The 25,827-nt window shown below is 40.9% G+C and carries 18 protein-coding genes; 10 read left to right on the top strand and 8 right to left on the bottom strand.

All coding sequences use genetic code 11. From position 1 onward, the window contains the following. Positions 1 to 15: 15 nt before the first annotated feature. Positions 16 to 1,272 carry an efflux RND transporter periplasmic adaptor subunit gene (locus AC0VZ5_RS09165; RefSeq protein WP_475472510.1) on the bottom strand — a complete coding sequence of 419 codons (1,257 nt, stop codon included), beginning with the start codon at positions 1,270 to 1,272 and terminating at the stop codon, positions 16 to 18. A 723-nt stretch (positions 1,273 to 1,995) separates the two neighbouring features. Here AC0VZ5_RS09165 and gltB point away from each other — a divergent pair. Beyond that, complete coding sequence (gltB, locus tag AC0VZ5_RS09160) at positions 1,996 to 6,453, top strand: glutamate synthase large subunit (RefSeq protein ID WP_475472508.1); 4,458 nt, start codon at positions 1,996 to 1,998, stop codon at positions 6,451 to 6,453. A gap of 9 nt (positions 6,454 to 6,462) precedes the next feature. Then, a complete protein-coding gene (locus AC0VZ5_RS09155) occupies positions 6,463 to 7,878 on the top strand; it encodes an FAD-dependent oxidoreductase (protein WP_076918541.1) in 1,416 nt (471 codons plus the stop codon). A 123-nt stretch (positions 7,879 to 8,001) separates the two neighbouring features. On the opposite strand, the gene AC0VZ5_RS09150 is transcribed toward AC0VZ5_RS09155, so the two are convergent. From AC0VZ5_RS09150 to nadK, 4 genes are all read right to left on the bottom strand, one after another. Then, on the bottom strand, positions 8,002 to 8,319 hold the full coding sequence (locus AC0VZ5_RS09150; RefSeq protein ID WP_138607357.1) for a hypothetical protein: 318 nt from the start codon (positions 8,317 to 8,319) through the stop codon (positions 8,002 to 8,004). Positions 8,320 to 8,366: 47 nt separating this feature from the next. After that, positions 8,367 to 10,040 carry a DNA repair protein RecN gene (gene recN, locus AC0VZ5_RS09145; RefSeq protein ID WP_178956220.1) on the bottom strand — a complete coding sequence of 558 codons (1,674 nt, stop codon included), beginning with the start codon at positions 10,038 to 10,040 and terminating at the stop codon, positions 8,367 to 8,369. A gap of 75 nt (positions 10,041 to 10,115) precedes the next feature. Then, entirely contained in the window at positions 10,116 to 10,673 is a 558-nt protein-coding gene (locus AC0VZ5_RS09140; RefSeq protein ID WP_475472506.1) for a hypothetical protein, read from the bottom strand. Positions 10,674 to 10,788: 115 nt separating this feature from the next. Next, positions 10,789 to 11,673, bottom strand: a complete 885-nt coding sequence (gene nadK, locus AC0VZ5_RS09135) for an NAD(+) kinase (protein ID WP_198523320.1) — start codon at positions 11,671 to 11,673, stop codon at positions 10,789 to 10,791. 167 nt (positions 11,674 to 11,840) lie between these two features. Here nadK and AC0VZ5_RS09130 point away from each other — a divergent pair, with 167 nt between their 5' ends. Continuing rightward, complete coding sequence (locus AC0VZ5_RS09130; RefSeq protein ID WP_464708429.1) at positions 11,841 to 12,806, top strand: HrcA family transcriptional regulator; 966 nt, start codon at positions 11,841 to 11,843, stop codon at positions 12,804 to 12,806. A 58-nt stretch (positions 12,807 to 12,864) separates the two neighbouring features. Next, on the top strand, positions 12,865 to 13,476 hold the full coding sequence (gene grpE / locus AC0VZ5_RS09125; protein WP_008113139.1) for a nucleotide exchange factor GrpE: 612 nt from the start codon (positions 12,865 to 12,867) through the stop codon (positions 13,474 to 13,476). Positions 13,477 to 13,503: 27 nt separating this feature from the next. Here the strand turns inward: grpE and AC0VZ5_RS09120 are convergent, their stop codons facing one another. Next, positions 13,504 to 14,703, bottom strand: coding sequence for a Bcr/CflA family efflux MFS transporter (locus tag AC0VZ5_RS09120; protein ID WP_464708434.1), 1,200 nt, complete (start codon positions 14,701 to 14,703; stop codon positions 13,504 to 13,506). 170 nt (positions 14,704 to 14,873) lie between these two features. Here AC0VZ5_RS09120 and AC0VZ5_RS09115 point away from each other — a divergent pair, with 170 nt between their 5' ends. Continuing rightward, on the top strand, positions 14,874 to 15,671 hold the full coding sequence (locus AC0VZ5_RS09115; protein WP_193048948.1) for a M48 family metallopeptidase: 798 nt from the start codon (positions 14,874 to 14,876) through the stop codon (positions 15,669 to 15,671). A 62-nt stretch (positions 15,672 to 15,733) separates the two neighbouring features. On the opposite strand, the gene AC0VZ5_RS09110 is transcribed toward AC0VZ5_RS09115, so the two are convergent. After that, on the bottom strand, positions 15,734 to 16,522 hold the full coding sequence (locus tag AC0VZ5_RS09110) for a hypothetical protein (RefSeq protein ID WP_055012946.1): 789 nt from the start codon (positions 16,520 to 16,522) through the stop codon (positions 15,734 to 15,736). 118 nt (positions 16,523 to 16,640) lie between these two features. Then, on the bottom strand, positions 16,641 to 17,954 hold the full coding sequence (locus tag AC0VZ5_RS09105) for a Na+/H+ antiporter NhaC family protein (protein ID WP_198523808.1): 1,314 nt from the start codon (positions 17,952 to 17,954) through the stop codon (positions 16,641 to 16,643). Positions 17,955 to 18,523: 569 nt separating this feature from the next. Between AC0VZ5_RS09105 and dapB the strand changes: the two genes are divergently transcribed. From dapB to AC0VZ5_RS09080, 5 genes are all read left to right on the top strand, one after another. Further along, positions 18,524 to 19,321: a 4-hydroxy-tetrahydrodipicolinate reductase gene (gene dapB, locus AC0VZ5_RS09100; protein ID WP_198523316.1), complete on the top strand. Its 798-nt coding sequence runs from the start codon at positions 18,524 to 18,526 to the stop codon at positions 19,319 to 19,321. A gap of 362 nt (positions 19,322 to 19,683) precedes the next feature. Next, entirely contained in the window at positions 19,684 to 20,820 is a 1,137-nt protein-coding gene (gene carA / locus AC0VZ5_RS09095) for a glutamine-hydrolyzing carbamoyl-phosphate synthase small subunit (protein ID WP_008113125.1), read from the top strand. A 16-nt stretch (positions 20,821 to 20,836) separates the two neighbouring features. Beyond that, the gene (gene carB, locus AC0VZ5_RS09090; protein ID WP_475472501.1) at positions 20,837 to 24,055 is read left to right on the top strand and encodes a carbamoyl-phosphate synthase large subunit; all 3,219 of its coding nucleotides are present in this window, start codon (positions 20,837 to 20,839) and stop codon (positions 24,053 to 24,055) included. Positions 24,056 to 24,105: 50 nt separating this feature from the next. Next, positions 24,106 to 24,582: a transcription elongation factor GreA gene (gene greA / locus AC0VZ5_RS09085; RefSeq protein ID WP_010388635.1), complete on the top strand. Its 477-nt coding sequence runs from the start codon at positions 24,106 to 24,108 to the stop codon at positions 24,580 to 24,582. 169 nt (positions 24,583 to 24,751) lie between these two features. Then, positions 24,752 to 25,810 carry a S66 family peptidase gene (locus tag AC0VZ5_RS09080; protein ID WP_178956214.1) on the top strand — a complete coding sequence of 353 codons (1,059 nt, stop codon included), beginning with the start codon at positions 24,752 to 24,754 and terminating at the stop codon, positions 25,808 to 25,810. Positions 25,811 to 25,827 lie beyond the last annotated feature (17 nt).

The raw sequence follows: 25,827 nt of genomic DNA, 5'->3' as shown, positions 1-25,827 counted from the left end.
GGTTCTACGCGATTGTTAGCGAAGTAATAATGTGTGTGTGTGTTTGAAACTGTTATAGCTTGAGATAATCAATTCATCGCCAGCTTGAACCCCTGAGATTAACTCAACCGCATTAATGCTGGTTGCACCAATTGAAATATCAATGAGCTGAGCTGTATCACCGGTAATTTTATAAACCTGTGTACCGCCTTGTTGTAAAAATGCCCCACGCTTAACTTGTAAAACATCGTCACGATTTTCTAATAAAATACGTGCTGTTAATCGTTGGTTTTGTCTGATACCCGTCATGTCTTTGTCAAAACGTACACGCGTTGTGACTTCTCTATTATTTACTTCTGGTGAAATGGCAGAGAGGGCGCCCATCACTTTGCTAGCGCCCATTGTTATCTCTACGTCCATACCTAAACCAAGCTCATTTGCATAACTTTCAGGGACTTGTAGCTCTGCTTCAAAATTACTCAAATCAACTAAAGTCATTAATGGTTGGCTTTGTGTTACCGCTTCTCTTTGTTGAACTAGTAAGTTACCTACAATCCCTGACACAGTGGCTTTAATTGTTAAGTTATTAACTTTACGAAGTAGATCATCGACAATCAGTTGTTGACGAGTGACATCTCGTTTAGCGGCCTGTAGTTCAAAAGCAAGTGTATCTTTGGACAATTCAACTTCTTGCTCTGCATGTTTATAAGAGAGTTTTGCACGGGCAAGCTCATCAATGGCTTTTTCGTGATCAATTTGACTGATCACATTTTTTTGCATTGATAAGGCCGCTCTGCGATTTTCTCTATCGGCAGCGTTTAACTCTACTTGTGCTAGATCAAGTGCTTTATTTAAGCTTAATGATTGGCGGCGTGCCTCAAGGTGTTTACGTTGTAGCTCGCCCTCAAGACGAGCTAAAACAGACTGTTGCTGCTTTAATTCGTTTGTGAGCTCAGGACTATCAACCATGGCTATTACATCATGCAGTTTTACTGAGTCACCAGCATTAACCTTCAATGAAACAAAGCCTCGTTCAGGGCTGTAAACTTTTGGTGCTCTGGCGGCCACAATTTTACCGCTGGCTGCAACATCGCGTATTAGTGATTGGCGTACAACTGTAGCTATTTGTAGGCTTACTCTATCAACCGAGATAGTACCTTCTTGATCAGCATTTAATAGTGCATATACACATAGAGCAACTAGGCCCACAATAAATATAAACAGCCTGATGTATTTTTTAAAATTTATAGGTTGTGAGATTTGCGTGTCTTGCCCGCTAGTGTCTTTAATCATTATATGTTCTCTTAGTGTTTTTCAAACACAGTAATCATTAGCGAGGCAATAAACAGAATAATTGGTGAAATTAAAAATAAGCCAATAGTAAACATTCGAACATCCTCAAAACTTATATAGTTATGCTGTATTCGAATAGCATGCCATTTTTTATCTTATTGAATTTATTTGATTTTTAACTTTACCCTTTTTGTTTTACATGTCCGCGGACATAAAAAGTGTCCGCTGCGGGCACTTTTTTGATTTGTCTATGGGATGAGGTTACCTCAACGTAAAGCAAAGAAAGTTGTTAATTAATGCATAGCATAAGACTAACGTGCAAATTCATTGAATAAACTATGTGCTAAATAGAAGTCGATGTAATTAAATGTCGTATTTAGATGTATTACGAATAAAGCAAAAATGATGGAATGATGTGTAATGAATAGTTATTCATTTTGGTGCTACTTTACGTTTACGTAAACTGCCTATTGTGAAGAGAATTTATTTACAAGTTTTTAAAAATAACACCGGTGTCAATCTATTTTTCGATCCGAAATTCGTGGAAATGTTAATATTTGGCACTGTTTTATAATTTTTTATTAAATTGAAATATATTCAATATAATGAATATGTATTCATAAAAATATTGACTCAAGGGTGGAATAACGCTAATTTTGGTCGTCTGTTAGCAAATCGTCGAGCCGTTCATCCACGTTAACAGCGCAGCAAGGGGAGGGGTCCATGTTATATGACTCAAAACTAGAAAAAGATAATTGTGGCTTTGGCTTAATAGCCCAAGTTAATAACCAAGCGAGTCACCGACTCATTCGCACGGCTATCACCGGTTTAGATCGCATGCAGCATCGCGGTGGTATTTCTGCTGATGGTAAAACAGGTGATGGCTGTGGCTTATTATTACAAAAACCAGACAGCTTCTTTCGTGCTATTGCTGCTGAGAATAATTGGCATTTAGGTAAAAATTACGCCGTTGGGATGATTTTCCTCAATGCTGATCCGGTATTAGCACAAGCAGCCAAAGATATTTTAAGCGAAGAACTAGAAAAAGAAACGCTAAATATTTTGGGCTGGCGTGTAGTTCCAACCGATCCATCAATGTTAGGACCTATTGCTCTAAAACAATTGCCAGGTTTTGAACAAATTTTTATTAGTGCGCCAGAAGGTTGGCGTTCTAAAGATTTAGAGCGCCGCTTATATGTTGCACGACGTCGTGCTGAAAAGCGTCTAATGGATGATGAGTCATTTTATATTGCGAGCTTATCTGGGCTAGTCACAATATATAAAGGCTTAATGATGCCTGCTGACTTGCCTAATTTTTATCTTGATCTTGCGGATATTCGCATGACCAGTGCTATTTGTGTTTTTCATCAACGCTTCTCTACAAACACACAGCCTCGCTGGCCTTTAGCGCAACCATTTCGTTATTTAGCACACAATGGTGAAATTAATACTATTGAAGGTAACCGCCAATGGGCACGTGCCCGTTCTTATAAATTTGCTTCGCCACTTATTCCTGATTTACAAAGTGCAGCGCCGTTTGTTAATGAGACAGGGTCTGACTCATCTAGCCTCGATAATATGCTGGAGCTATTTTTAGCTGGTGGTATGGATTTATTCCGTGCGATGCGCATGCTAGTGCCGCCAGCATGGCAAAAAAACCGAGCTATGGATGACGACTTACGTGCGTTCTATGATTTTAACTCTATGCATATGGAACCGTGGGATGGCCCTGCAGGCATCGTTATGTCTGATGGGCGCTTTGCAGCCTGTAACCTAGACCGAAATGGTCTGCGCCCTGCACGTTATATTATTACTCAAGATGGCTTTATTACTTTAGCTTCTGAAGTGGGAATTTGGGATTACACCGCTGATGAGGTGGTCGAAAAAGGACGTGTTGGCCCAGGCGAGCTACTCGTTATTGATACCAAACTCGGAAAAATTTGGCATTCAGATGAAATTGACCAAGATTTAAAATCACGCCACCCTTATAAATCGTGGTTAGAAGAAAACGTTAAACGCTTAACACCTTTTGAAGCACTGACTGAGCAAGATGCAGGTAATCGCTCATTCGATGATGCAACTCTAGCCAAATACCAAAAGATGTTTGGCTATACTAATGAAGAGCTAGACAGTGTTATTCGTGTTATGGGTGAAAATGGTCAAGAAGCTACCGGTTCAATGGGTGACGATACGCCGTTTGCCGTCCTAAGCGAAGGGCATCGTTCACTTTACGATTATTTCCGCCAGAAGTTTGCCCAAGTGACTAATCCGCCAATTGATCCGTTACGTGAAAACCATGTAATGTCGTTGGCAACGTGTATTGGCAGTGAACAAAACGTATTTAATGAAACGACAGGGCATGCTAAACGCCTGCAATTTGATACGCCTATTTTAATGTATGCTGACATGCAGCAGCTACTCAATGCCGATGAAGCACACTACAGTTACTGTAAGATTGACATTACTTACACCATAGAAGAAGGCCTTGAAAACGCCGTTAAGCGTGTTTGTGATGAAGCACAAGAAAAAGCAGCATCAGGCTGCATTATGCTCGTATTAACGGATCGTAACTTTGATGGCAATCAATTACCTATTCCTGCTGCTATGGCGGTGGGTGCGGTACAAAAACGCTTGGTAGATAATAACTTACGCTGTGAGTCTAACATCATTATTGAAACCGGTAGCGTTCGTGACGCGCATCAATTTGCTGTTCTACTTGGCTTCGGTGCAACCGCAATCTACCCGTATTTAGCGTATGAGTCACTTGTGGCCATGAGCGATAGTAAGGTAATTAATAAGTCATACTGCGAAGTGACACTGGCTTATCGTCAAGCAATTAATAAAGGCTTGTACAAAATCATGTCGAAAATGGGTATTAGCACCGTGGCTTCATATCGTTGTTCGATGTTGTTTGAAGCGGTTGGTCTATCTGACGCGATTGTTGAGATGTGTTTTAAGGGCGTTGCAAGTCGCATAAAAGGGGCGTGTTTTAGCGACTTTGATGATGATCAGCAAAGCTTGCATAAACTGGCGCTTAGTAAACGTAAATTATTAAGCCATGGCGGTTTATTTAAATACGTTCACGGCGGCGAGTATCATGCTTACAACCCTGATGTGATTCAAACGTTACAAAAAGCAGTACGTAGCGGCGAGTATAGTGATTACAGCGAATACGCAAAGCTAGTTAATCACCGTCCAGTCGCGACTTTGCGCGATATGTTGGCTTTAAAACTGCCAGAAAAGGGTATAAGCATTGATGCCGTCGAGCCTGCCACTGAGCTTTATAAACGTTTTGATTCTGCAGCGATGAGTATTGGTGCATTATCACCAGAGGCGCATGAAGCACTAGCCATTGCTATGAACCGTTTAGGTGGTTGCTCAAATTCTGGCGAAGGTGGCGAAGATAAACTTCGTTACGGTACAGAAAAAAATTCACGGATTAAACAAGTGGCCTCAGGTCGATTTGGTGTAACACCTCATTATTTACGCAGTGCGGATGTCATTCAAATAAAAGTGGCTCAAGGCGCTAAGCCGGGCGAAGGCGGGCAGTTACCAGGTGAAAAAGTAACGCCCTATATTGCCAAGCTTCGTTACTCTGTACCGGGTGTGACACTAATTTCACCGCCACCGCATCATGATATTTACTCTATTGAAGATTTAGCCCAGCTTATTTTTGATTTAAAGCAAGTAAACCCGAATGCACTGATTTCAGTAAAACTGGTATCTGAACCGGGCGTAGGAACAATTGCAACCGGTGTTGCAAAAGCGTATGCCGATCTAATTACTATCTCAGGCTACGATGGTGGCACAGGTGCAAGTCCCTTAACCTCGGTTAAATATGCTGGCAGCCCATGGGAGCTTGGCCTTGCAGAGACGCAACAAGCACTTGTCGAAAATGGCCTTCGTCATCGTATTCGCCTGCAAACAGATGGGGGGTTGAAAACCGGGCTTGATATCATCAAAGCAGCCATTTTAGGCGCTGAAAGTTTTGGTTTTGGTACCGGACCTATGGTGGCGTTAGGCTGTAAATACTTACGAATTTGTCACTTAAATAACTGTGCTACCGGTGTAGCAACTCAAGACGATACATTGCGTCAAAAGCACTATCATGGCTTACCAGAAATGGCGATGAACTACTTTAAGTTTATAGCTCAAGAAGCGCGTGAAATTATGGCAAGTTTAGGTGTTGCAAACCTAACCGATTTGATTGGTCGCTTAGATTTACTCGAAGCCATTGAAGGCAAAACAGCCAAGCAGCAAAAAATAGATTTATCAGCGGTTATCGCTCAGCCAAACAACCCTACGGGTGAAACATTGTTTTGCAGTACACCAAATAGCTCGCACTATTTAGGTGAGTTAAATGAGAGCTTACTCGGCAAGGCACAAGAGGCAATTGATAACTCAAGCGGCATTTCATTAGTGAGCCGTATATGTAATACCGATAGATCTGTTGGCGCAATGCTTTCTGGTTATATTGCTGATAAGCACGGTAATCAAGGTATGGCAGCAGATCCCGTAGTGATTGAGCTTCATGGTACCGCTGGCCAGTCATTCGGGGTATGGAACGCTGGCGGCCTTGAAATGACTTTAGTTGGTGATGCCAACGATTACGTTGGTAAAGGAATGGCGGGCGGTAAGCTAGTCGTTCGCCCACCACTGGGTTCGTCATTTGAAAGTCACAAAGCAACCATCGTAGGTAATACCTGTTTATATGGTGCCACTGGCGGTAAATTGTTTGCAGCCGGATGTGCTGGTGAGCGTTTTGCTGTGCGTAATTCGGGTGTGCAAGCTGTTGTTGAAGGTGTTGGTGATAATGGTTGTGAATATATGACAGGTGGTGTGGTATGTGTACTTGGTAATGTAGGGGTTAACTTTGGTGCAGGTATGACCGGTGGTTTTGCTTATATTTTAGATGAACGAGGTGATTTTGAGAAACGCATTAACCCAGAGTTGGTTGAAGTGGTTACTTTAGATGATTTGAGTTCACATCAAGAGCATTTACGCGGCTTAATTGCTGACCATTTAGAGCTAACAGGCTCATGCAGAGCAGAAACTATTTTAGCTAATTTTGAACTTTATTTACCGATGTTCAAATTAGTAAAACCTAAATCAAGTGACGTAAAAAGTTTACTCGGGCATCGCGCTCGCAGTAGCGCCGAACTACGTGTTCAGGCGCAATAAGGGGGCAGTATGAGCGAAAATGTATATCAATTTATAGACGTGCAGCGTGTAGACCCACGCAAGAAACCAATCTCGTCGCGTAAAAAATCGTTCGTAGAAATTTATGAACCCTTTTCAGAAAACCAAGTTAATTCACAGGCAGATCGCTGCCTTGATTGCGGTAACCCTTATTGTGAGTGGAAATGTCCAGTACATAACTATATTCCACAATGGTTAAAACTGATCCGTACAGGGCGCATTTTAGAGGCGGCTGAGCTTTCGCACCGTACTAACAGTTTGCCTGAAGTGTGTGGTCGAGTATGCCCGCAAGATCGCTTATGTGAAGGCTCATGTACATTAGATGAAGAATTTGGTGCGGTAACAATTGGTAATATTGAAAAGTACATCACCGATACCGCGTTCAAAATGGGCTGGAAGCCAGACATGTCCTATGTGACATGGACTGATAAAAAAGTGGCTATTATCGGCGCAGGACCCGCAGGGTTAGGCTGTGCTGATATTTTAGTACGCAACGGCGTAAAGCCTGTGGTATTTGACCGTCACCCAGAAATTGGTGGACTGTTAACTTTTGGTATACCTTCTTTTAAATTAGAAAAAGAAGTCATGCAAAAACGTCGCGAAATATTTACTGAAATGGGTGTTGAATTTAAGCTTAATGTCGAAGTGGGTAAAGACATTAGCATGGATGAAATACTTAATGAGTATGACGCCGTATTTTTGGGAGTGGGGACTTATCAGAGTATGCGTGCGGGGCTTGAAAACGAAGATGCTCCGGGTGTGCATGATGCACTGCCATTCTTAATTGGTAACACCAATCGCGTAATGGGCTACGATGAGTCTAAGCAAGCCTGTATTGATATGGCAAATGAAAAAGTCGTTGTGCTAGGTGGCGGTGATACTGCAATGGATTGCGTGCGAACATCAATTCGTCATAATGCATTAAAGGTGACCTGTGCGTACCGTCGTGATGAAGAAAACATGCCTGGCTCAAAACGTGAAGTAAAAAATGCCAAAGAAGAGGGCGTGATTTTTACTTATAACGTTCAGCCAAAAGGGATTGTCCTTAATGATAAAGGCGCAGTCGCTGGCGTTAAAATGGTAAAAACTCAGCTTGGTGAGGCAGATGAAAACGGCCGTCGTCGCGCTGAAGAAGTACCCGGATCAGAGCATATTATTGAAGCAACACAAGTGATTATGGCATTTGGCTTTAAGCCTCATAAAATGGACTGGTTAGAAAAATACGATGTAGAAATTAACCACTGGGGCGGTATTAATGCACCTGAACAAGGTGAATTTACTCATCAAACTACCAACCCTAAAATATTTGCTGGAGGCGATATTGTTCGTGGCTCAGACTTAGTAGTTACCGCTATATTTGAGGGACGTAATGCTGCAGAAGGCATTATGGATTATTTAAAAGTGTAAATAATTCTTTTGTTAGAATGGAGTCAAAAGCAAACTTTCGGGTTTGCTTTTTTATTCCCTCAGTTTTACAAATAAAAATGCCCGCAATACACAGGTTGCGGGCATTTTTAAACGCTATGTTAGTTAATCCATCGAGAAGTGATCAAGGCTCGATTTCACTCTGGCTTGTCGACGTTTCACACTTTTATAGCAGATAATGTTACAAACAAGCTGTAGGCTAATAACCAACCAACTAAGTGTTATTAAGCCACTAATAGTTGTGCTGCTAAAAACTAACATAACAGCAATAACAATATGTACAATCAATGCCATATTTAAAAAACGATATAAGCCTTGTTTAAATTGTGTATGTTTAAACTTGCTAAACATGGCTAAAAGTACACTAACTATAAGTAGTAGCCAGTTAATTGCTAAGCCAAAATAAATGACCGTTGTTTGCATCAAGGTATCCTCACCGTATCAAGGTAACGCACTATAAATGTATAATTTTATCCGTGCGCTTTTATAAGCTCTTTCGCATTTGCTTTAGCTGTTTTGCTAATGTTATCACCACCCAGTAAGCGCGCAATTTCATTAACCCTGCCATCTTTATTCAATGCCAGCATATGCGTAAATGTTTCACCATTAGCGATTTCTTTGGCAACAAAAAATTGCTGATGAGCACTACTGGCCACTTGCGGTAAATGAGTTACACAAATTACTTGTGTCGATTTACCTAATTGGCGAAGTAGTTTACCAACGGCAGCAGCCGTTGGGCCAGAAATACCGACATCAACTTCATCAAATATAAGCGTAGGAGTCGTGACTTTTTGGGCAATAATAACCTGAATAGCCAAACTAATGCGTGATAGCTCACCACCAGAGGCTACTTTTGCTAAAGGTTGCAATGGTTGCCCTGGGTTTGTTGATACTAAAAACGATACATTATCAAAACCTAAGCTGTTTGGAGAGCGATCGGTATGTGCTGTAAGGGCTATTTCAAAAACGCCATTTTCCATAGATAAATTAGCCATGCTTTCGCTGATCAAGCCATTAAGTGTATTAGCGTATTGATGACGGCTAGCACTTAATTCCTCACTAGCCGTTTGATAATCTTCAAGAGCTGCTGTAATTTCACCTTCAAGCTGTTCGAGGCGCGAACTATTACTGCTTATAGAGTCTAGCTCTTGTGTTACATTTTGATGAAACTCAACGAGCTCTTGTGGCTTTATATGGTGTTTTCTTGCTAAATCCATAGCGCCGCTGAGCCTGTTTTCTACTTCCGTTAAGCGAGTAGGATCTAAGTCAGCTTGTTCAGTATAATTGCGTATTTCTCTGCTTGCTTCTTCAACTTGAACCGCCGCTTCTGTCAGTAATGCTGCTACATTGGCCAGGGTTTCATCATAATGTGCAAGTTCATTAAATTGTTGCGCGCTATGTTGTATAAGAGAGCACGCATTTTGCTCATCACTTTCGTATAAGTGTTGTAGCTCGCGCTGACAAGATTGCAAAATAGTTTGGCTATTACTGAGCTTATAATGCTCTGCTTCTATTTGTTCAAATTCACCTGTTTGCAAGGCAAATTCATCAAGTTCAGCTACTTGGTATTCTAATAACTGTTTCTGCGCAGCTTGTTGTTGCTGTTGATGTTCTAGTTGTTTAAATTCTTTTTGTAAATCAGCATAACGTTTATAGCGTTGGCTTACAGCATTAACTAGATTTTGATGCCCGGCGTAAGCATCCAGTAGCTGTAATTGATGCTCTGCTTTTAATAGATGCTGGTGTGCATGTTGACCGTGTATAGAAATTAAATATTGGCCTAGCTCTTTTAGCTGTGCAGCGGTGACAGGGCTACCATTAATGTAGCTTTTGCTGCGGCCATTCTTGCAAACAACTCTACGAAGTAGACATTCGTTATCGTCATTATTAAGCATGTTCTCTTCTAGAAATGCATGGGCGTGTGGCAAATTGCTTAAATCAAATTGCGCACTTACCTCGGCTTTATCAGTGCCTGGGCGCACAGCTGAAGCCTCTGCTCGTTCTCCAAGGCACAATGATAACGCATCAATAGCGATTGATTTACCCGCACCCGTTTCACCGGTAATAGCGGTCATGCCCGAATGCCATTCAGTGCTTAAATTACTTACAATTGCAAAATTTTTAATTTCTAAACCAATTAACATACTGTTCATCCATCCAGTGAATTAACTGTTAATTTATACAGTGTTTTGGTTTATTGCAAACTAAATTTCTATATTTTAAGCAAGGCTGGACTCAATTAGTGTTTTTTTTTCTTCATCAATAGGGAGGGTTTCATCGTTAAGATCAATATTATCAACTGGTTGTATGTTGTCTTCAGTTTTCAACTTTAAGATTAACGTAGGAAGGACTTCTTGGTAAAAATTTTTATTGTATAAAATACCTTGAGCTGGCAACTCTGCTATAAAATATTGAGTGCTGTCGGCAAATGCTTGGCTATTATTACTTTTATAGGTTTTTATAAGCTCTTCGTTAAGTATATTAATAAGTTGGTCACATAACGATTCCAGCTTAACTAAATTTTCATCGGTGTGAGGCTGTACCACAAAAAAGTTACTAACAACGGCTTGAATTCGAGGAAGGTGCTTAGCACTGATTACTTTTGCATCAAGTAACTCGTTTAGTTTTATTTTTAAACGTGATTGAGTACTTGCTACGCGCTCGTTAAACAGCTTTTTCTTTGCTTCAATGGTTTTTTTTCGATTACTCTCAATTAGCATGTAACTGCCAAGTAGGGTAATTAATAATAATAAAGCAAGAAATACTACATAATTCATTACTACTTTTTCCTGATGATATTTAAAATTTCTAGTCCAATATTTTGCGCTAAAGTTGCATGTTTGGCAATAAAATTAGGGGCTAATGATTTTTTCAGATTAAAATTCGTTCAAACTAGTATAGACGACTACCCCAATTAAGCTTTTTACGTAGCACATTATAATAAGAGTAATTTTTGGGGTGAATTAAGCGTAATTTTTTATCAGCTTTACGTATAACTACCTCGTCCCCAGGTAATACGGCGAGTACAACATGGCTGTCACAGCTTACTTGTAAGCTATCAGTATTATCTAAACTAAGCTTTAAACGCACTTCATTGTCAGCATCAACCACTAAAGGGCGACTTGATAAAGTATGTGGAAACATGGGAACCAGTGACATTGCATTAAGCTCTGGTGTTAAAATAGGCCCACCGCCCGATAAAGAGTATGCCGTTGAGCCTGTTGGAGTGGATACAATCAAACCGTCGGAACGTTGTGAAAATACAAAATCATCGTTAATAAAGGCTTCAAACTCAATCATGTGTGCTACTTTATCAGCATGAAGCACCGCTTCGTTTACTGCTGAATTAGCACTTTTAAGCTCGTTATGTCGATACACTTCAACTTCTAATAGAAAACGTTTCTCTTCAATGTAATCGCCGCTGAGTACCTGCTCTAAGCTACCTTCAAATCCTTCTGGGTTCAGATCTGTTAAAAAGCCTAAATTACCTCTATTAACACCAATTACGGCTATGTCAAAGCGTGCCAGCACCCTTGCAGCACCAAGCATGTTGCCATCGCCTCCAACCACAATCGCTAAGTCGGCACGCTCGCCTAAATCAACGAGCTTTACGAGTTTGTCACTCGGTACATCACTAAGTTGACTCCCTGTACGTTTTTCAACAATCACCTCAAAGCCTAAAGCTAATAAAAACGTATGTAATCGTTGTAAAGTAGCGGCAGCATTAGGATGATTTGGCTTACCAATCAAGCCGATAGTATTAAAGGGAGAGTCCATAATAAATACACTGAAAGTTCTAATATTTGTAGAGTAACCTAAAACAGAAGTGTTTGAAAACATGGATTTTAGTAATACCCAGCGGATTTAATCAATTCACTGTAAAATTTAGATTTATTGTATTTTTTATACTTGAAATAATAATGCTTAGCCCCGATATAATAACTATGCATAAAGATGTAGATAACATGAAACTAAACCCACGAGATCAGCAAATATTTGCCGCTGTTATGAGTATGTACTGTAATGGCGATGGCTTACCTGTGCCGTCAACAAAAATTGCAAAGCAAAAAGGTATGGCGGTTTGCTCTGCTACTGTTCGTAACGCAATGGCGCGACTTGAAAAAATAGGTTTGTTGTATTCACCACACACATCGGCTGGCCGTGTGCCAACTAATGATGGGTTTGACTATTGGTTTGATGAGTTTTTTTCGCTCAAAGATATTGCTAATTATTGGCAACCTGAGCAGGCACAATTAGTTGAGCTTGCGCATGGTTTGAGTCAACGCTACCAAGTATGTTGTTGTGTAGGGTTACCCCAAGTTAGAACACAGCAGGTATTTAGAGTAGAAGTGCTCGATTTTGATGCAAACAACTGGCTTATTTTACTTTTAGATAGAGCAGGACAGAGCCACAATATTTGTATTAATAAGCCTAATGACCCTAGCGATAGCCAACGCTATGAATTTGCGACTTGGCTCAATACGGTTTTTAGTCAACAATCTTTAATCGAAGGCCTTTATCGGATGCAGGCAATGGCCAATACGGCACCACGTAATTGTCATGATTCTTTAACTCAATGGACCCGTGAGCTAAGCCAAAAATTAGGCTCAGATAACAGCATTGTTGTTGGGGAAAATTACCTTTATAAGAAAATAGACTGTGAGCAAAGTCTCAATATTGGTGTGTCATTCTTAAATTTTGTTGAAGATAAACTCGTTTTCAAAAATGGGGTCTCCATTCTTAGTGCCGAAAACTTACCTTTTAGCTCCTGTGATGATCTTATAGTGATCAGTGTGCCGTATTTTCAAAACCAAGAATATCAAAGTCGTTTTTGTGTTATTTGTCCAAAATCAGCGCAATTAGAGAAAATAATCCAAGAATTTAAATTATTAGAGCCATTGAGCTCTTGAATCTTTTTATTCAATCCCCATAATTACCGCAGTTGTAAAGAATTGGAGCGTATATTTTATGTCTGAGCAGACACAAAACCCAGAGCAAGAAGTAGAACTGAACGAAGAAGTGACGCAAATGGAAGCCGATGTTGAGGCGGCAGTTGAAGCAGCTGAGCAACATGCCGAGCAAGAGCAAAGCCCTGAAGCAGAAATTGCTATGTTATATGCCGAGCTTGAAACTGCAAAGCAAACTATTGCAGATCAAAAAGATAGCGTAGTTCGCGCTGCTGCAGATGTGGACAATATGCGTCGTCGCGCTGCACAAGATGTAGAAAAAGCACACAAATTTGCACTAGAAAAGTTTGCTAATGAATTACTCCCTGTTATAGATAACTTAGAGCGTGCTATTGAGTTTTCTGATAAAGAAAATGAAACGCTTAAGCCTTTACTTGAAGGCATTGATATGACAGTGAAAAGCTTTAACGACGCGGTAGCTAAATTTGGTGTTGAAATTGTAAACCCTCAAGGTGAGCAGTTTAACCCAGACTTTCATCAAGCAATGTCAATCCAACCAAGCAACGATGTAACCCCAAATACTGTTTTAGCAGTAATGCAAAAAGGCTACACATTAAACGGTCGTTTATTACGCCCTGCAATGGTCATGGTATCTAAAGCCGCTGACGCTTAATTAAGTATACAATTTAAAAATGCCTCATTATGAGGCATTTTTTTTGTCTTTCAAATAATGTATTAACTGCACCAGTATTGTCAGTACCACCGCACTAAACATTAAACTAGAAAATGGAACCGCACTTTGTGCATGCATTACCGCTAATATAGGGCCTACTAATGCGCCACTACCAAAACGCAAGGTGCCGATAACCGCCGTAGCAGTTCCGGTATTTTGTTCAAACTTCATCAAAATTAATGAATCTGCATTACTTGCTATTATGCCTAAGCTCATCATTAACGGGGCAATAGCCGCAACAATAAAGTAAAGCGATAAATGCAACACACTAAAGCTGAGTAATGCTGTGCCAGATAAAAAACCACACATTAGCCCGTAATAAAGCATTTTTCGTGAGCCAATACGCGGCACTACGCGAGTATTTAAAAAGTTACCAAACATCAGCGCCATTACATTAAAAGCGAATAGCAGGCCAAACAATTGTTCCGATACTTTAAATAAGTCGAGGTAAATATATGGAACCGAGGTTAAAAAGCAAAAAAAGCCAAACGACACAAACATCGAGCTTAAAATATCAGCGCGGGCGTGCGGGTTGCTTAATACCACTTTGTAACTCGAAAAGAATAGCGATAACCCTTTTCGATCATTTTTAAATATCGGGATATCGATTAAATAACGCTGCACAAAAAGTAAAATTACAAAGCTATAAGCCGCTAAAACAATAAAAATAGTCGACCAAAGCGAAAAGCCTAAAATAACTGAGCCGATAGAGGGGGCAAGTAAAGGCGCTATCATCATAATCATAGACACGTACGACATACCCTTAGCAGTATTTTTTTGATATATGTGTCTAATTATCCCAGGAACCACAACCGTAGCTGCCGCCCCTGTAAATGCCTGTACTGCTCTTAACAGCCAAAAAGTATGCACTTCAGTGGTAAATGCTAAAGCGAGTGAACTCAAGCCAAATAAACTGAGCCCTATTCGTGCCAGTTTACGCCTGCCAATTTGATCGGCTATGGGGCCAAAAAATAACATGCCCAATGCATAACCTGCTAAATAGATACTCAACGAGATTTGAACATTTGGCATGCTAGTATTGAGATCGTTGGCAATTACCAGCATAGCCGGTAAATACATATCGATGGCTAAAGGCGTGATTGCTACAATACTGGCTAATAAAGGCAATAAAATACGGGTATTAAAAGAAGAAGCCGAAGCGCTCATTTAAAAACTCAAAACAACGAATATAGGTTGGGCAGTATAGCAGGGCAATGGCGTTGGATAAACTTAGTTTGCCTGCTAACTTAATTGTTTAATCGCAAAAAGCAAAGATTTTAAACCAACACTGCGTTTGGTATTCTATACTCAGTAACAAACTTTTTTAGGGCATTATAATGAAGAAATTGGTTTTGGCAGTACTTGCCAGTGCAGTATTAGTAGGTTGTAAAACATCACCAACTGGACGCACACAGATTGCGCTTTACTCAGATCAACAAATGAGTCAAATGGGCACTGCGAGTTTTGCCCAAATGAAAAAAACGCAGCCGGTAAATAAAGACCCAAAAGTTAACAGTTACGTCAATTGTATTGCTGACAAAGTAGTAGCCGTGCTTCCTACAGATTATGCATCTCAAAATTGGGAAGTGGTGGTATTTGAAGATGAATCTGCAAACGCTTTTGCATTGCCAGGTGGTTATATTGGCGTGCACACTGGATTATTAAAAATTGCTACAAATCAAGATCAGCTTGCAACTGTTTTAGGTCATGAAGTCGGTCATGTGATTGCAGAGCACTCAAATGAACGTGTTTCACAAAGCTCTATTTTACAAACCGGAATGAAAGTGGGCAGTGCGGCGCTTGAAATGGGTAACGTGCAATACCGCAATGAAATTATGCAAGGGCTTGGTCTTGGCGCTCAATATGGTGTGGTTTTACCGTTTAGTCGTTCACATGAGACAGAAGCTGACGTTATTGGTTTAGATTTAATGGCGCAAGCAGGTTTCAACCCTAAAGAGTCTGTTACGCTTTGGCAAAATATGAGTCAAGCGGGCAGTGGGGCAACGCCAGAGTTTTTATCAACTCACCCAGCACCAACAAGCCGTATTGCAAATTTACAATCGCAAATGAGTAAAGCGCTTAGTGAGCAAAAAGCAGCTAAAGCACAAGGTAAAAATCCGCAGTGTAAGTTGTAATCAACCATAAAAAAACCTGTCTAATGACAGGTTTTATTTTTTAATAGTTAAGTATTTAATTATTAAAAAGTCCACTCTATGTGTACTTGTGGAACTGACTCTGTAACATCTGTACCAAGTTTGTTATGCCAGTACTGCCACTCCATACCTAACAGTAAGGTGTTTTCTTTCATTTCTAGCGCATGCCCCATATCCCATACAATAATAGGTTGAGCTAAAAACCAAGCGCGTACGTCATTACCAAACTCATCTTCACGCTCAGCAATATATTCCGCATGACCCTTAACACTAAATTTTTGTGAGCCGATCATAAATGGATATTCAAAAGCAACGTCAAACATCCAGCTGTTGGTTTCAATTGGCGCACCGCCTTTCGCAACACCTTCACTATCATCAATGTAGGCAGTCACAAGGGTTGAGAAGAAATTAAAACCAGGTACATCCCAGCTTAATTTTACACCCGGTAAGTATTTAACAACTTTAGCATCGCCTGCGGCATTAATACCCATGGTTAGGCCAACATCAACGAGCGCACCTGACGCTACTTTTTCGTCCATAACGGCCGATAAGCTAAGCGTAGAATAACCTTCAAAGTAAAAGTCTTGATCTTGGTAGTTATCGTCATTGCCATCAGTGCTGTAATCAATAAAGAAAAAGTTATCCCCATAGTCATGGCCTGAAGCATGTTGCAATGAATAAACCGTGGTGCTTGATTTTTGTTCAGTGAACGGGTTTTTATGATTACCGTTGTTAATATGAAGCGCAGTACTGCTCCAATTAGCAGCAGTAGCTGTTGAACTTAAGGCACACGCACTAAGTGCAACGAGAGGAAGTAAGTTTTTAATTTTCATAACCATATTTTATGTGACACGCTGAATACCACATTATAGCAAAGACGGTTAATTTGTTAATTATTTATTGTCATAAACAGTGTACTAGCATGTGGCTAATACACTGTTTAAAGAAGATTTAAGCTTTATTACGACGTAAACAAATAACCGCAATAGCGGTAAAAGCTAAAATAAAGCAGTAGTAAGATGAGGTTGATACTTCCCACGGGCTAATTTTAAATGTAGCACCAAGCAGAAGTGCTTGTGCGCCGTAAGGTAAAGACCCTTGGGTAACACAGGCAAAAATATCTAATAAACTGGCAGAACGTTTACCACTAATTTCGCCATCGTCAGCTAGCTTTTTAGCAATAGGACCAGTCACAATAATAGACACTGTGTTGTTAGCAATACACATATTGCTGGTTAGCACTAATGCAGCTATCCCTAACTGATCCGCTACCTTGCGATGCCATTTTGCAATGACCTTAGTGATTGCTTGAATTTTTTGCGCGATGTAGTCGAGGCCGCCATTAATACGAATAAACTCAGAGAGGCCACCAATAAACATAGACAGTAAAAATATTTCCTGCATGTCGCTAAAACCTTGGTAAATATCTTTTACAAAGCTGGCGCCTTCATAGCTTCCGGTAAAGCCCATCAATGCGGCGAAAACAATACCGCTTAACAGTACTACAAATACATTAAAGCCCATTACCGCCAAGACTAGAATAAAGGCATAAGGAAGTACTAATAAAATATCGTAGTCTTTGGTATCAACTACCTGTGCTGCAGGCGTTAAAAACAATAGTAATGCAATAGTAAGGATAGCGGCCGGAACAGCAATTTTAAGATTTTCTTTAAACTTATCTTTCATTTCACAGCCTTGCGTGCGGGTAGCTGCAATCGTAGTGTCGGAAATTATTGATAGGTTATCACCAAACATGGCGCCAGATACAATGGTACCGGCCATTAATGCGGGATCAATCCCTGTTTTCATTGATACTGCATAAGCAATTGGGCCAATAGCACCGATAGTTCCCATTGACGTGCCCATCGCAGTAGAGATAACCGCTGCAATTAAAAACAAACCAGGCAGAAGTAATGAAGGGGGAATAAGAGAGAGACCAGCATTAACAACCGCGTCAACGCCACCGGTTGCCCCTGCAACCGCAGAAAAAGCACCTGCTAATAAATAGATAAGGCACATGGTAATAATATTGTTATTACCCACGCCTTTAATAAAGGTTTCTACACTTTGATTAATACTGGCTTTGTTTAAGATAAAGGCTAAAACAATCGCAGGTAAAATAGCGACCGGTGCTGGGAGTTGATAAAATGCATAATCAACCCCTTGAGATTGCAAATATAAGCCTGAGCCTAAAAAAATAGCAACAAAGGTGAGTAGGGGTAGCAAAGAAAATCTTGCTTTATTTTTATCAAATGATGGCTGCATCATAATCCTCATTAATTATTCATAGCAATCGAAACCGATTGATATACTTAACAGCCAAAGCATCCCTCTTTTAGCTGAATTTAGTTGTTTGTTTTACTATCTAACCAGATAAGTAACTCAACAGCGCCCGCAAGCCAAAGACCAAATCGGCGCAAAAAAGAAGTTTAAATGTATAGATGGCTAAATGCAAAGACTATCTGTTATTATTATGAGGGTCTGTTGATCTTTCAAGGTTAAATTTGCAGCAGTCTGTTTGGTATTTAGGCAAGGCAGAGCCTATGTGGTGTGGTATTCCCCATAAATAGGCGATAACGCAGCATCAATGCCAAACAGGCGCTGCCCGAAGGGTTCTGCCTAGGAGCGATTTACTCTTTGTTGCTCGGTTTTTACTTAGCCCACTAGGTTACAAACCTCGCGCCACGATTAAACCACTCCTAGTTTAAACAAATTTTAATCCGCAAAGGTCAACAGACCCTAAAATAATCGAAGCTTTTTTATAAGCTTTCCTGACTATTACATGAGTTTTAGATAAAATCTAGCTAACTAAAAAATACATAGGTTGTAAAAAGATGAATCGAGTAGGTGTGTTTGGTGCGAATGGCCGTATGGGCCTAGCACTTTTAGAAGCAGCAACAATCAATAAAAATTCACAATTAGCGGCGGCCTATGTACGCAGTGAGTCTGAGTTAGTCGGTCTATCGGTTAATCAACTTAATAGTGCAGCTGCAAAAGACATTCACTTTAGCAGTGAACAGCAGGTTGAAAATGTAGATGTGCTTATAGACTTTACCCTTCCACAAGGCATGAGAAATCACTTAAATACAGCTGTTGAGAAAAAAACACCTATGGTAATTGGCACCACTGGCTTAACTCATGATGATATGGCTCTATTAACCGATGCCGCTAAACATATCCCGATCGTATTTGCGCGTAATTATAGCGTGGGCGTAAATTTACTGCTTAACTTAGTGCAAACAGCAGCGACAAAATTAGGCGATGATTTAGATATTGAAATTTTTGAAGCGCATCATCGCCATAAAATCGATGCGCCATCGGGTACAGCATTAGCTATTGGCGAGTCGATTGCACAGGCTAAAGGGTGGGATCATGATGAGGTTGCTGTTTATGATCGTAACAACATAGAGCAGGCCAAATCACAAAATGAAATTGGCTATTCGGTGCTAAGAGGCGGCGATATAGTAGGTGAACACACAGCCTACTTCGCTACAATGGGCGAAAGACTTGAATTAACCCATAAAGCAAGTTCGCGAATGACCTTCGCCCTAGGTGCTATAAGAGCTGCGCAGTGGTTGAAAAATAAACCAGCAGGACTTTATGATATGCAAGATGTGCTAGATTTAAAGTAGTTAAGTTCCTTTTTTAACGCTTTGAGGTGGTTTTTTGGTATAACCACTTATTTATTACAATTTACTAATTAGCGTTAGACCTAAAAGCCAACTTCATGTAGAATACAGCCAATTTGCCAAAAATTACTAAATGCGTGTTTCCAATTATACTCATATGGTTAGCAAAACCGGGGTTTGTGTGGGAATAAAAAGAGTTTTAGGCAAGAAAAATGAATGAAGGTTTAGTGGTTTACATCGGCATCATTTAAGACTGCGTAAAACAATTTAAGCTCACAGGAATCAGGTTTTGACCAATTATTTGGGTATTGGCGGGGTGTTAAGCAATTTGCTTACTCCCGTTTTTTACTGTTAGGAGGTTTAACTTGACTAAATCCGCTCTGTTAGTCCTAGAAGACGGCACAGTGTTTCGCGGTACTGCAATCGGCGCTGACGGCATGTCAGTCGGTGAAGTAGTATTCAATACGTCTATGACTGGTTATCAAGAAATTTTGACTGATCCATCGTACGCGGAACAAATCGTAACTTTGACGTACCCACATATCGGTAATACGGGTACCAACAGCGAAGACGAAGAAGCGAGTCACATTTGGGCGAAAGGCCTAGTGATCCGTGATTTGCCACTGCTAGCAAGTAATTTTCGTAACGAGCAATCGTTAGATGATTACTTAAAAGAACGTAATATTTTAGGTATTGCGGACATCGACACCAGAAAACTAACCCGTATTTTGCGTGACAAAGGCGCACAAAATGGCTGTATTGTTGCTGGTGACGAACTAGACGAGAAAAAAGCGCTCGAAGCCGCGCAAGCCTTCCCAGGCTTAAAAGGTATGGATTTAGCAAAAGTTGTCTCAACCAAGGAAAATTTTGAGTGGCGCGAATCAAGCTGGACATTAGGCGAGGGGTTTAAAACCTTACACGCTGATGATGAAAAGTTTCATGTTGTTGCCTACGACTTCGGTGTTAAACGTAACATTTTACGTATGCTTGTTGATCGTGGTTGTAAACTGACCGTTGTCCCAGCACAAACCTCTGCCGCTGACGTACTAGCCTTAAACCCAGATGGTATTTTCTTATCAAACGGCCCTGGCGATCCTGAGCCATGTACTTATGCCATTGATGCAATTAAAACCTTTTTAGAAACCGACACGCCAATTTTTGGTATTTGTTTAGGGCATCAACTACTAGCACTTGCCTCAGGTGCTAAAACAGTAAAAATGAAGTTTGGCCACCATGGTGGTAACCACCCAGTTAAAGATCTTGACCGCGATGTTGTAATGATCACTGCACAAAACCACGGTTTTGCTGCAGATGAAGCCACATTACCAGATAACTTACGTGCTACGCACAAATCGTTATTTGACGGTACATTACAAGGTATTCACCGTACAGATAAACCAGCGTTTAGCTTCCAAGGTCATCCTGAAGCAAGTCCTGGTCCGCACGATGCAGCCCCATTATTTGACCACTTCATCGACTTGATGCAAGCGCGTAACCACTAATTTAACCGGAGTAATAATGCCAAAACGTACCGATATAAAAAGCATTCTTATCTTAGGCGCAGGCCCAATTGTAATTGGTCAAGCTTGTGAATTTGACTACTCTGGTGCTCAAGCGTGTAAAGCACTAAGAGAAGAAGGCTATAGAGTTATATTAGTTAACTCAAACCCAGCCACTATCATGACTGATCCAGAAATGGCCGATGCAACATACATCGAACCAATTCACTGGGAAGTGGTAGAAAAAATTATTGAAAAAGAAAAGCCAGATGCTGTACTGCCTACAATGGGTGGTCAAACGGCATTAAACTGTGCGCTTGATTTAGATAAGCACGGTGTATTGGCAAAGCATGGTGTTGAGCTTATAGGTGCAACAGCCGATGCAATCGATAAAGCCGAAAACCGTGAGCGTTTTGATGTTGCTATGCGTAACATCGGCCTTGAATGTCCACGTGCTGAAATTGCCCATTCAATGGATGAAGCTCGCGATACCATGACCCGAATCGGCTTACCGTGTATTATTCGTCCTTCTTTCACAATGGGCGGCACCGGCGGCGGTGTGGCTTATAACATGGAAGAGTTTGAAGAAATTTGTGAGCGCGGTTTAGACCTTTCACCAACCAGCGAGTTATTAATTGATGAATCGTTAATTGGTTGGAAAGAATACGAAATGGAAGTTGTTCGTGACAAAAAAGACAACTGTATTATCGTCTGTTCTATTGAAAACTTTGACCCAATGGGTGTGCACACAGGTGACTCAATCACGGTTGCACCAGCACAAACATTAACCGACAAAGAATACCAAATTATGCGTAATGCCTCTATGGCCGTATTGCGTGAAATTGGTGTTGAAACCGGCGGTTCAAACGTACAATTTGGTGTAAATCCAGTTGATGGCCGTATGGTTATCATCGAGATGAACCCGCGTGTATCACGTTCATCAGCGCTTGCATCTAAAGCAACAGGCTTCCCGATTGCTAAAATCGCAGCTAAGCTTGCTGTAGGTTACACGTTAGACGAGTTACAGAATGATATTACTGGCGGTAAAACACCAGCATCGTTTGAGCCTTCAATCGATTACGTGGTAACAAAAATTCCTCGCTTTAACTTTGAAAAATTTGCCGGTGCAAACGACCGTTTAACAACGCAAATGAAATCAGTGGGCGAAGTAATGGCGATTGGTCGTAACCAACAAGAGTCATTGCAAAAAGCATTACGTGGTTTAGAAGTAGGCGCAACGGGCTTAAACCCAATTGTGGCGCTTGACGACCCGAAAGCAAAAGAAAAAATCATTCGTGAATTACGTGAGCCAGGTGCAGAGCGTATTTGGTACATTGCCGATGCAATGCGCCATGGTATGAGTGTTGAAGATGTGTTCGAACTAACCAAGATTGACCCTTGGTACTTAGTACAAATTGAAGACATCCTAAAAGATGAAGCTAAAATTTCAGAAGTCGGTATGGCCGGCTTAAATGCAGACTTCTTGCGTAAACTTAAACGCAAAGGCTTTGCAGATCCGCGTATTGCAGAAATTGCTGGTGTGTCAGAAGCTGAAATTCGTAAAAAGCGCCATCAACTCAATATTGTACCTGTTTACAAACGCGTTGATACGTGCGCCGCAGAATTTAGCTCAGACACTGCTTACATGTACTCATCTTACGATGAAGAATGTGAAGCTAACGCATCTGACCGTGATAAAATCATGGTAATTGGTGGCGGTCCTAACCGTATCGGTCAAGGTATTGAATTTGATTACTGTTGTGTACACGCAGCTCTTGCGCTTCGCGAAGACGGCTACGAGACCATCATGGTTAACTGTAACCCTGAAACGGTTTCTACCGATTACGACACATCTGATCGTTTATACTTTGAGCCAATTACGCTTGAAGACGTACTAGAAATTGTACGTGTTGAAAAGCCAAAAGGCGTTATCGTGCAGTACGGTGGTCAAACACCACTTAAACTAGCGCGTGAGCTTGAAGCTAACGGTGTGCCTGTAATTGGTACTTCACCTGATGCCATTGACCGTGCAGAAGACCGTGAGCGTTTCCAACAACTTGTTGAGCGTTTAGACTTACTGCAACCAGAAAATGCGACGGTTACCTCTACTGAAGAAGCACTACTTAAATCAGTTGAAATTGGTTTCCCACTGGTAGTACGTCCTTCGTACGTATTAGGTGGTCGTGCGATGGAAATTGTATACGATGAGCAAGACTTACGTCGTTACATGACCGAAGCCGTATCTGCATCAAATGAGGCGCCAGTATTACTAGACCGTTTCTTAGATAACGCGATAGAAGTTGACGTTGACGCAATTTGCGACGGCGAGCAAGTGATTATTGGCGGCATCATGGAGCATATTGAACAAGCGGGCGTTCACTCTGGTGACTCAGCATGTTCATTACCAGCTCACTCGCTAACGCAAGAAGTGCAAGATGTGATGCGTAAGCAAGTAACAGATATGGCACTTGAACTTGGCGTAGTTGGTTTGATGAATACACAATTTGCGGTTAAAGATGGCAAAGTGTATCTAATCGAAGTAAACCCACGTGCAGCACGTACAGTTCCATTTGTATCTAAAGCAACGGGTGTAGCACTTGCAAAAGTAGCGGCACGTTGTATGGCGGGTCAATCTTTAGCAAGCCAAGGCATTACTAAAGAAGTGATTCCACCTTACTACAGCGTAAAAGAAGTGGTATTGCCATTTGCTAAGTTCCAAGGTGTGGATCCCATCCGTGGACCTGAAATGCGCTCAACGGGTGAAGTAATGGGTGTTGGTGATACTTTCGCCGAAGCGTTTGCAAAAGCACAATTAGGTGCAAGCAACACTTTACCACGTGGTGGTCGCGCGTTACTATCTGTACGTAATAGCGATAAGCCACGTATTGTAGAACTAGCTAAAACCATGACAGAACTTGGTTTTGAGCTAGATGCAACAGGTGGAACAGCTGCTGCACTTGAAGATGCTGGAATTACGGTTCGCCGTGTAAATAAAGTATACGAAGGTCGTCCGCACATTCTTGATAGAATCAAAAATGGCGAGTATAGCTATATCGTTAATACCACCGAAGGTCGCCAAGCGATTGAAGATTCGAAGGTGTTACGTCGTGGTGCATTGCAGCACAAAACCAATTATACTACGACATTGAATGCGGCATTTGCTAACTGTACTGCTAACCAAGCAGATGACCGCAGTAAAGTGACGTCTGTTCAAGAACTACACCTGCGATTGAACTAAGGAAATGTGCCAAGGCCATAACCATGGCCTTGGGATTAAGTGAGAAAAGTATGCAATCAATTCCAATGACAGTTCGTGGCGCAAAATTATTGCGCGATGAGCTTAACGAATTAAAAACTGTTACCCGTCCAAAAATTGTATCTGATATTGCTGATGCACGAGAACACGGTGACTTAAAAGAAAATGCTGAATATCACGCTGCGCGTGAGCAACAGGGTTTTTGTGAAGGCCGTATTCAAGAAATTGAAGCAAAACTTTCAAACATGCAGATGATTGACGTAACAAAGATGCCTAATACAGGTAAAGTGATTTTTGGTACTACAGTAACCATCGTTAATGTTGAAACCGACGCTGAAGTTAAATATCAGATTGTTGGCGATGATGAAGCAGATATTAAAAGTAATTTAATTTCTGTTAATTCACCAATTGCTCGCGGCTTAATTGGTAAACAAGCGGATGACGCTGTGATTATCAAAACGCCAAAAGGTGATGTAGAGTACGAAATCATTGAGGTTGAGTATATTTAATTAGTTAACTCACTTTAACGTTTTATAAAAACCAGTGCTTAGTAATAAGCACTGGTTTTTTTATGCTTGGTTTTTATATTTGGTTTAGAATCGGTTGAATATTATTCATTGTTTGTAAATGTAGGCTATGTTGTTATGGTAGTAACCTATTCTTCAATAAGGAAATAATATGGCAAATATACTGTATCCGGCACCTTTAACAGTGGGATCTAAAATCGCCGTGTGTTCTTTATCAGCGGGGATCAAATCAAAATATCATCCACGGTTAGATATTGTCATTAATGGCTTAAAACATCGAGGTTATCAGATTGTTGAGGGGGAGTTTTTACGTCAAAACGAGCCGCGAACTCAAGTTACAGCTAAGCAGCATGCCAAGCAATTAATGGACTTTTTATTAGATGATGAAATAGATGCGATCATGCCGCCAATGGGCGGAGAGCTGGCAATGGAAATATTGCCTCTGCTTGATTTTAGCGCAATTAAAAACGCTAAACCTAAATGGTTAGTGGGCTATTCAGATGTCAGTACGATTGCTTGTGCACTGACAGCAAAATGTAATTGGGCAACACTGCATAGCGCTAATTTAATTCAATTACACCCTGATGAAAAAGACCCGTATTGTTTACAAATTTTTGAAAGCCTAAGCTATGAGGCTAGCAGTGAGTTTGAGCAAGCCCCCTCGACTTACCATCAACATAGCAAGCCTGATTACGCACAAAACCCGAATGCATTATTTGATCACAGCGTTCCCACCCAATGGCAATGTTTAAATTACACCGATAAGCGCAGTATTGAAATGTCAGGGCGGTTGTTTGGTGGGTGTCTTGATACGGTTGGGCTGTTACTTGATTCGCCTTTTTTAGCTCTGCATGAGTTTAAAAAGCACAATGCCTCGCAAGGTATTGTACTTTATTTAGAAAGCGCAGAGCTCACGCCAGCGACCGTTGCACGATTTTTATTGTCACTTAAATTAGCGGGCATGTTTGATGATATAAATGGGGTGATTATTGGTCGTCATGTGACCTTACAAGGGCAAGACCCCGGGTTTGATTATCGCCAAGGCTTAAATGCCGCTTTTGGTGGGTGTTTATTTCCGGTGATCATTGATGCTGATATTGGCCACATTCCTCCTAATTTAAACTTAGTTAATGGTGCATTATGCACTGTTACCGCAGATGTTGAACAAGGCAAAGTGCTCAGTGCATCTGTGGTCACAAAACTAGCCTAGTAATAATAAACTGCTCA

The organism is Pseudoalteromonas sp. QJM3NY_12, from assembly GCF_056173165.1.
This window is presented reverse-complemented; position numbering and strand designations above follow the sequence as displayed.

Excerpts from the sequence above, each read along its gene's own strand:
- AC0VZ5_RS09165 (WP_475472510.1), bottom strand. The coding sequence starts at position 1,272 with ATGATTAAAGACACTAGCGGGCAAGACACGCAAATCTCACAACCTATA.
- gltB (WP_475472508.1), top strand. The coding sequence starts at position 1,996 with ATGTTATATGACTCAAAACTAGAAAAAGATAATTGTGGCTTTGGCTTA.
- AC0VZ5_RS09155 (WP_076918541.1), top strand. The coding sequence starts at position 6,463 with ATGAGCGAAAATGTATATCAATTTATAGACGTGCAGCGTGTAGACCCA.
- AC0VZ5_RS09150 (WP_138607357.1), bottom strand. The coding sequence starts at position 8,319 with ATGCAAACAACGGTCATTTATTTTGGCTTAGCAATTAACTGGCTACTA.
- recN (WP_178956220.1), bottom strand. The coding sequence starts at position 10,040 with ATGTTAATTGGTTTAGAAATTAAAAATTTTGCAATTGTAAGTAATTTA.
- AC0VZ5_RS09140 (WP_475472506.1), bottom strand. The coding sequence starts at position 10,673 with ATGAATTATGTAGTATTTCTTGCTTTATTATTATTAATTACCCTACTT.
- nadK (WP_198523320.1), bottom strand. The coding sequence starts at position 11,673 with ATGGACTCTCCCTTTAATACTATCGGCTTGATTGGTAAGCCAAATCAT.
- AC0VZ5_RS09130 (WP_464708429.1), top strand. The coding sequence starts at position 11,841 with ATGCATAAAGATGTAGATAACATGAAACTAAACCCACGAGATCAGCAA.
- grpE (WP_008113139.1), top strand. The coding sequence starts at position 12,865 with ATGTCTGAGCAGACACAAAACCCAGAGCAAGAAGTAGAACTGAACGAA.
- AC0VZ5_RS09120 (WP_464708434.1), bottom strand. The coding sequence starts at position 14,703 with ATGAGCGCTTCGGCTTCTTCTTTTAATACCCGTATTTTATTGCCTTTA.
- AC0VZ5_RS09115 (WP_193048948.1), top strand. The coding sequence starts at position 14,874 with ATGAAGAAATTGGTTTTGGCAGTACTTGCCAGTGCAGTATTAGTAGGT.
- AC0VZ5_RS09110 (WP_055012946.1), bottom strand. The coding sequence starts at position 16,522 with ATGAAAATTAAAAACTTACTTCCTCTCGTTGCACTTAGTGCGTGTGCC.
- AC0VZ5_RS09105 (WP_198523808.1), bottom strand. The coding sequence starts at position 17,954 with ATGCAGCCATCATTTGATAAAAATAAAGCAAGATTTTCTTTGCTACCC.
- dapB (WP_198523316.1), top strand. The coding sequence starts at position 18,524 with ATGAATCGAGTAGGTGTGTTTGGTGCGAATGGCCGTATGGGCCTAGCA.
- carB (WP_475472501.1), top strand. The coding sequence starts at position 20,837 with ATGCCAAAACGTACCGATATAAAAAGCATTCTTATCTTAGGCGCAGGC.
- greA (WP_010388635.1), top strand. The coding sequence starts at position 24,106 with ATGCAATCAATTCCAATGACAGTTCGTGGCGCAAAATTATTGCGCGAT.
- AC0VZ5_RS09080 (WP_178956214.1), top strand. The coding sequence starts at position 24,752 with ATGGCAAATATACTGTATCCGGCACCTTTAACAGTGGGATCTAAAATC.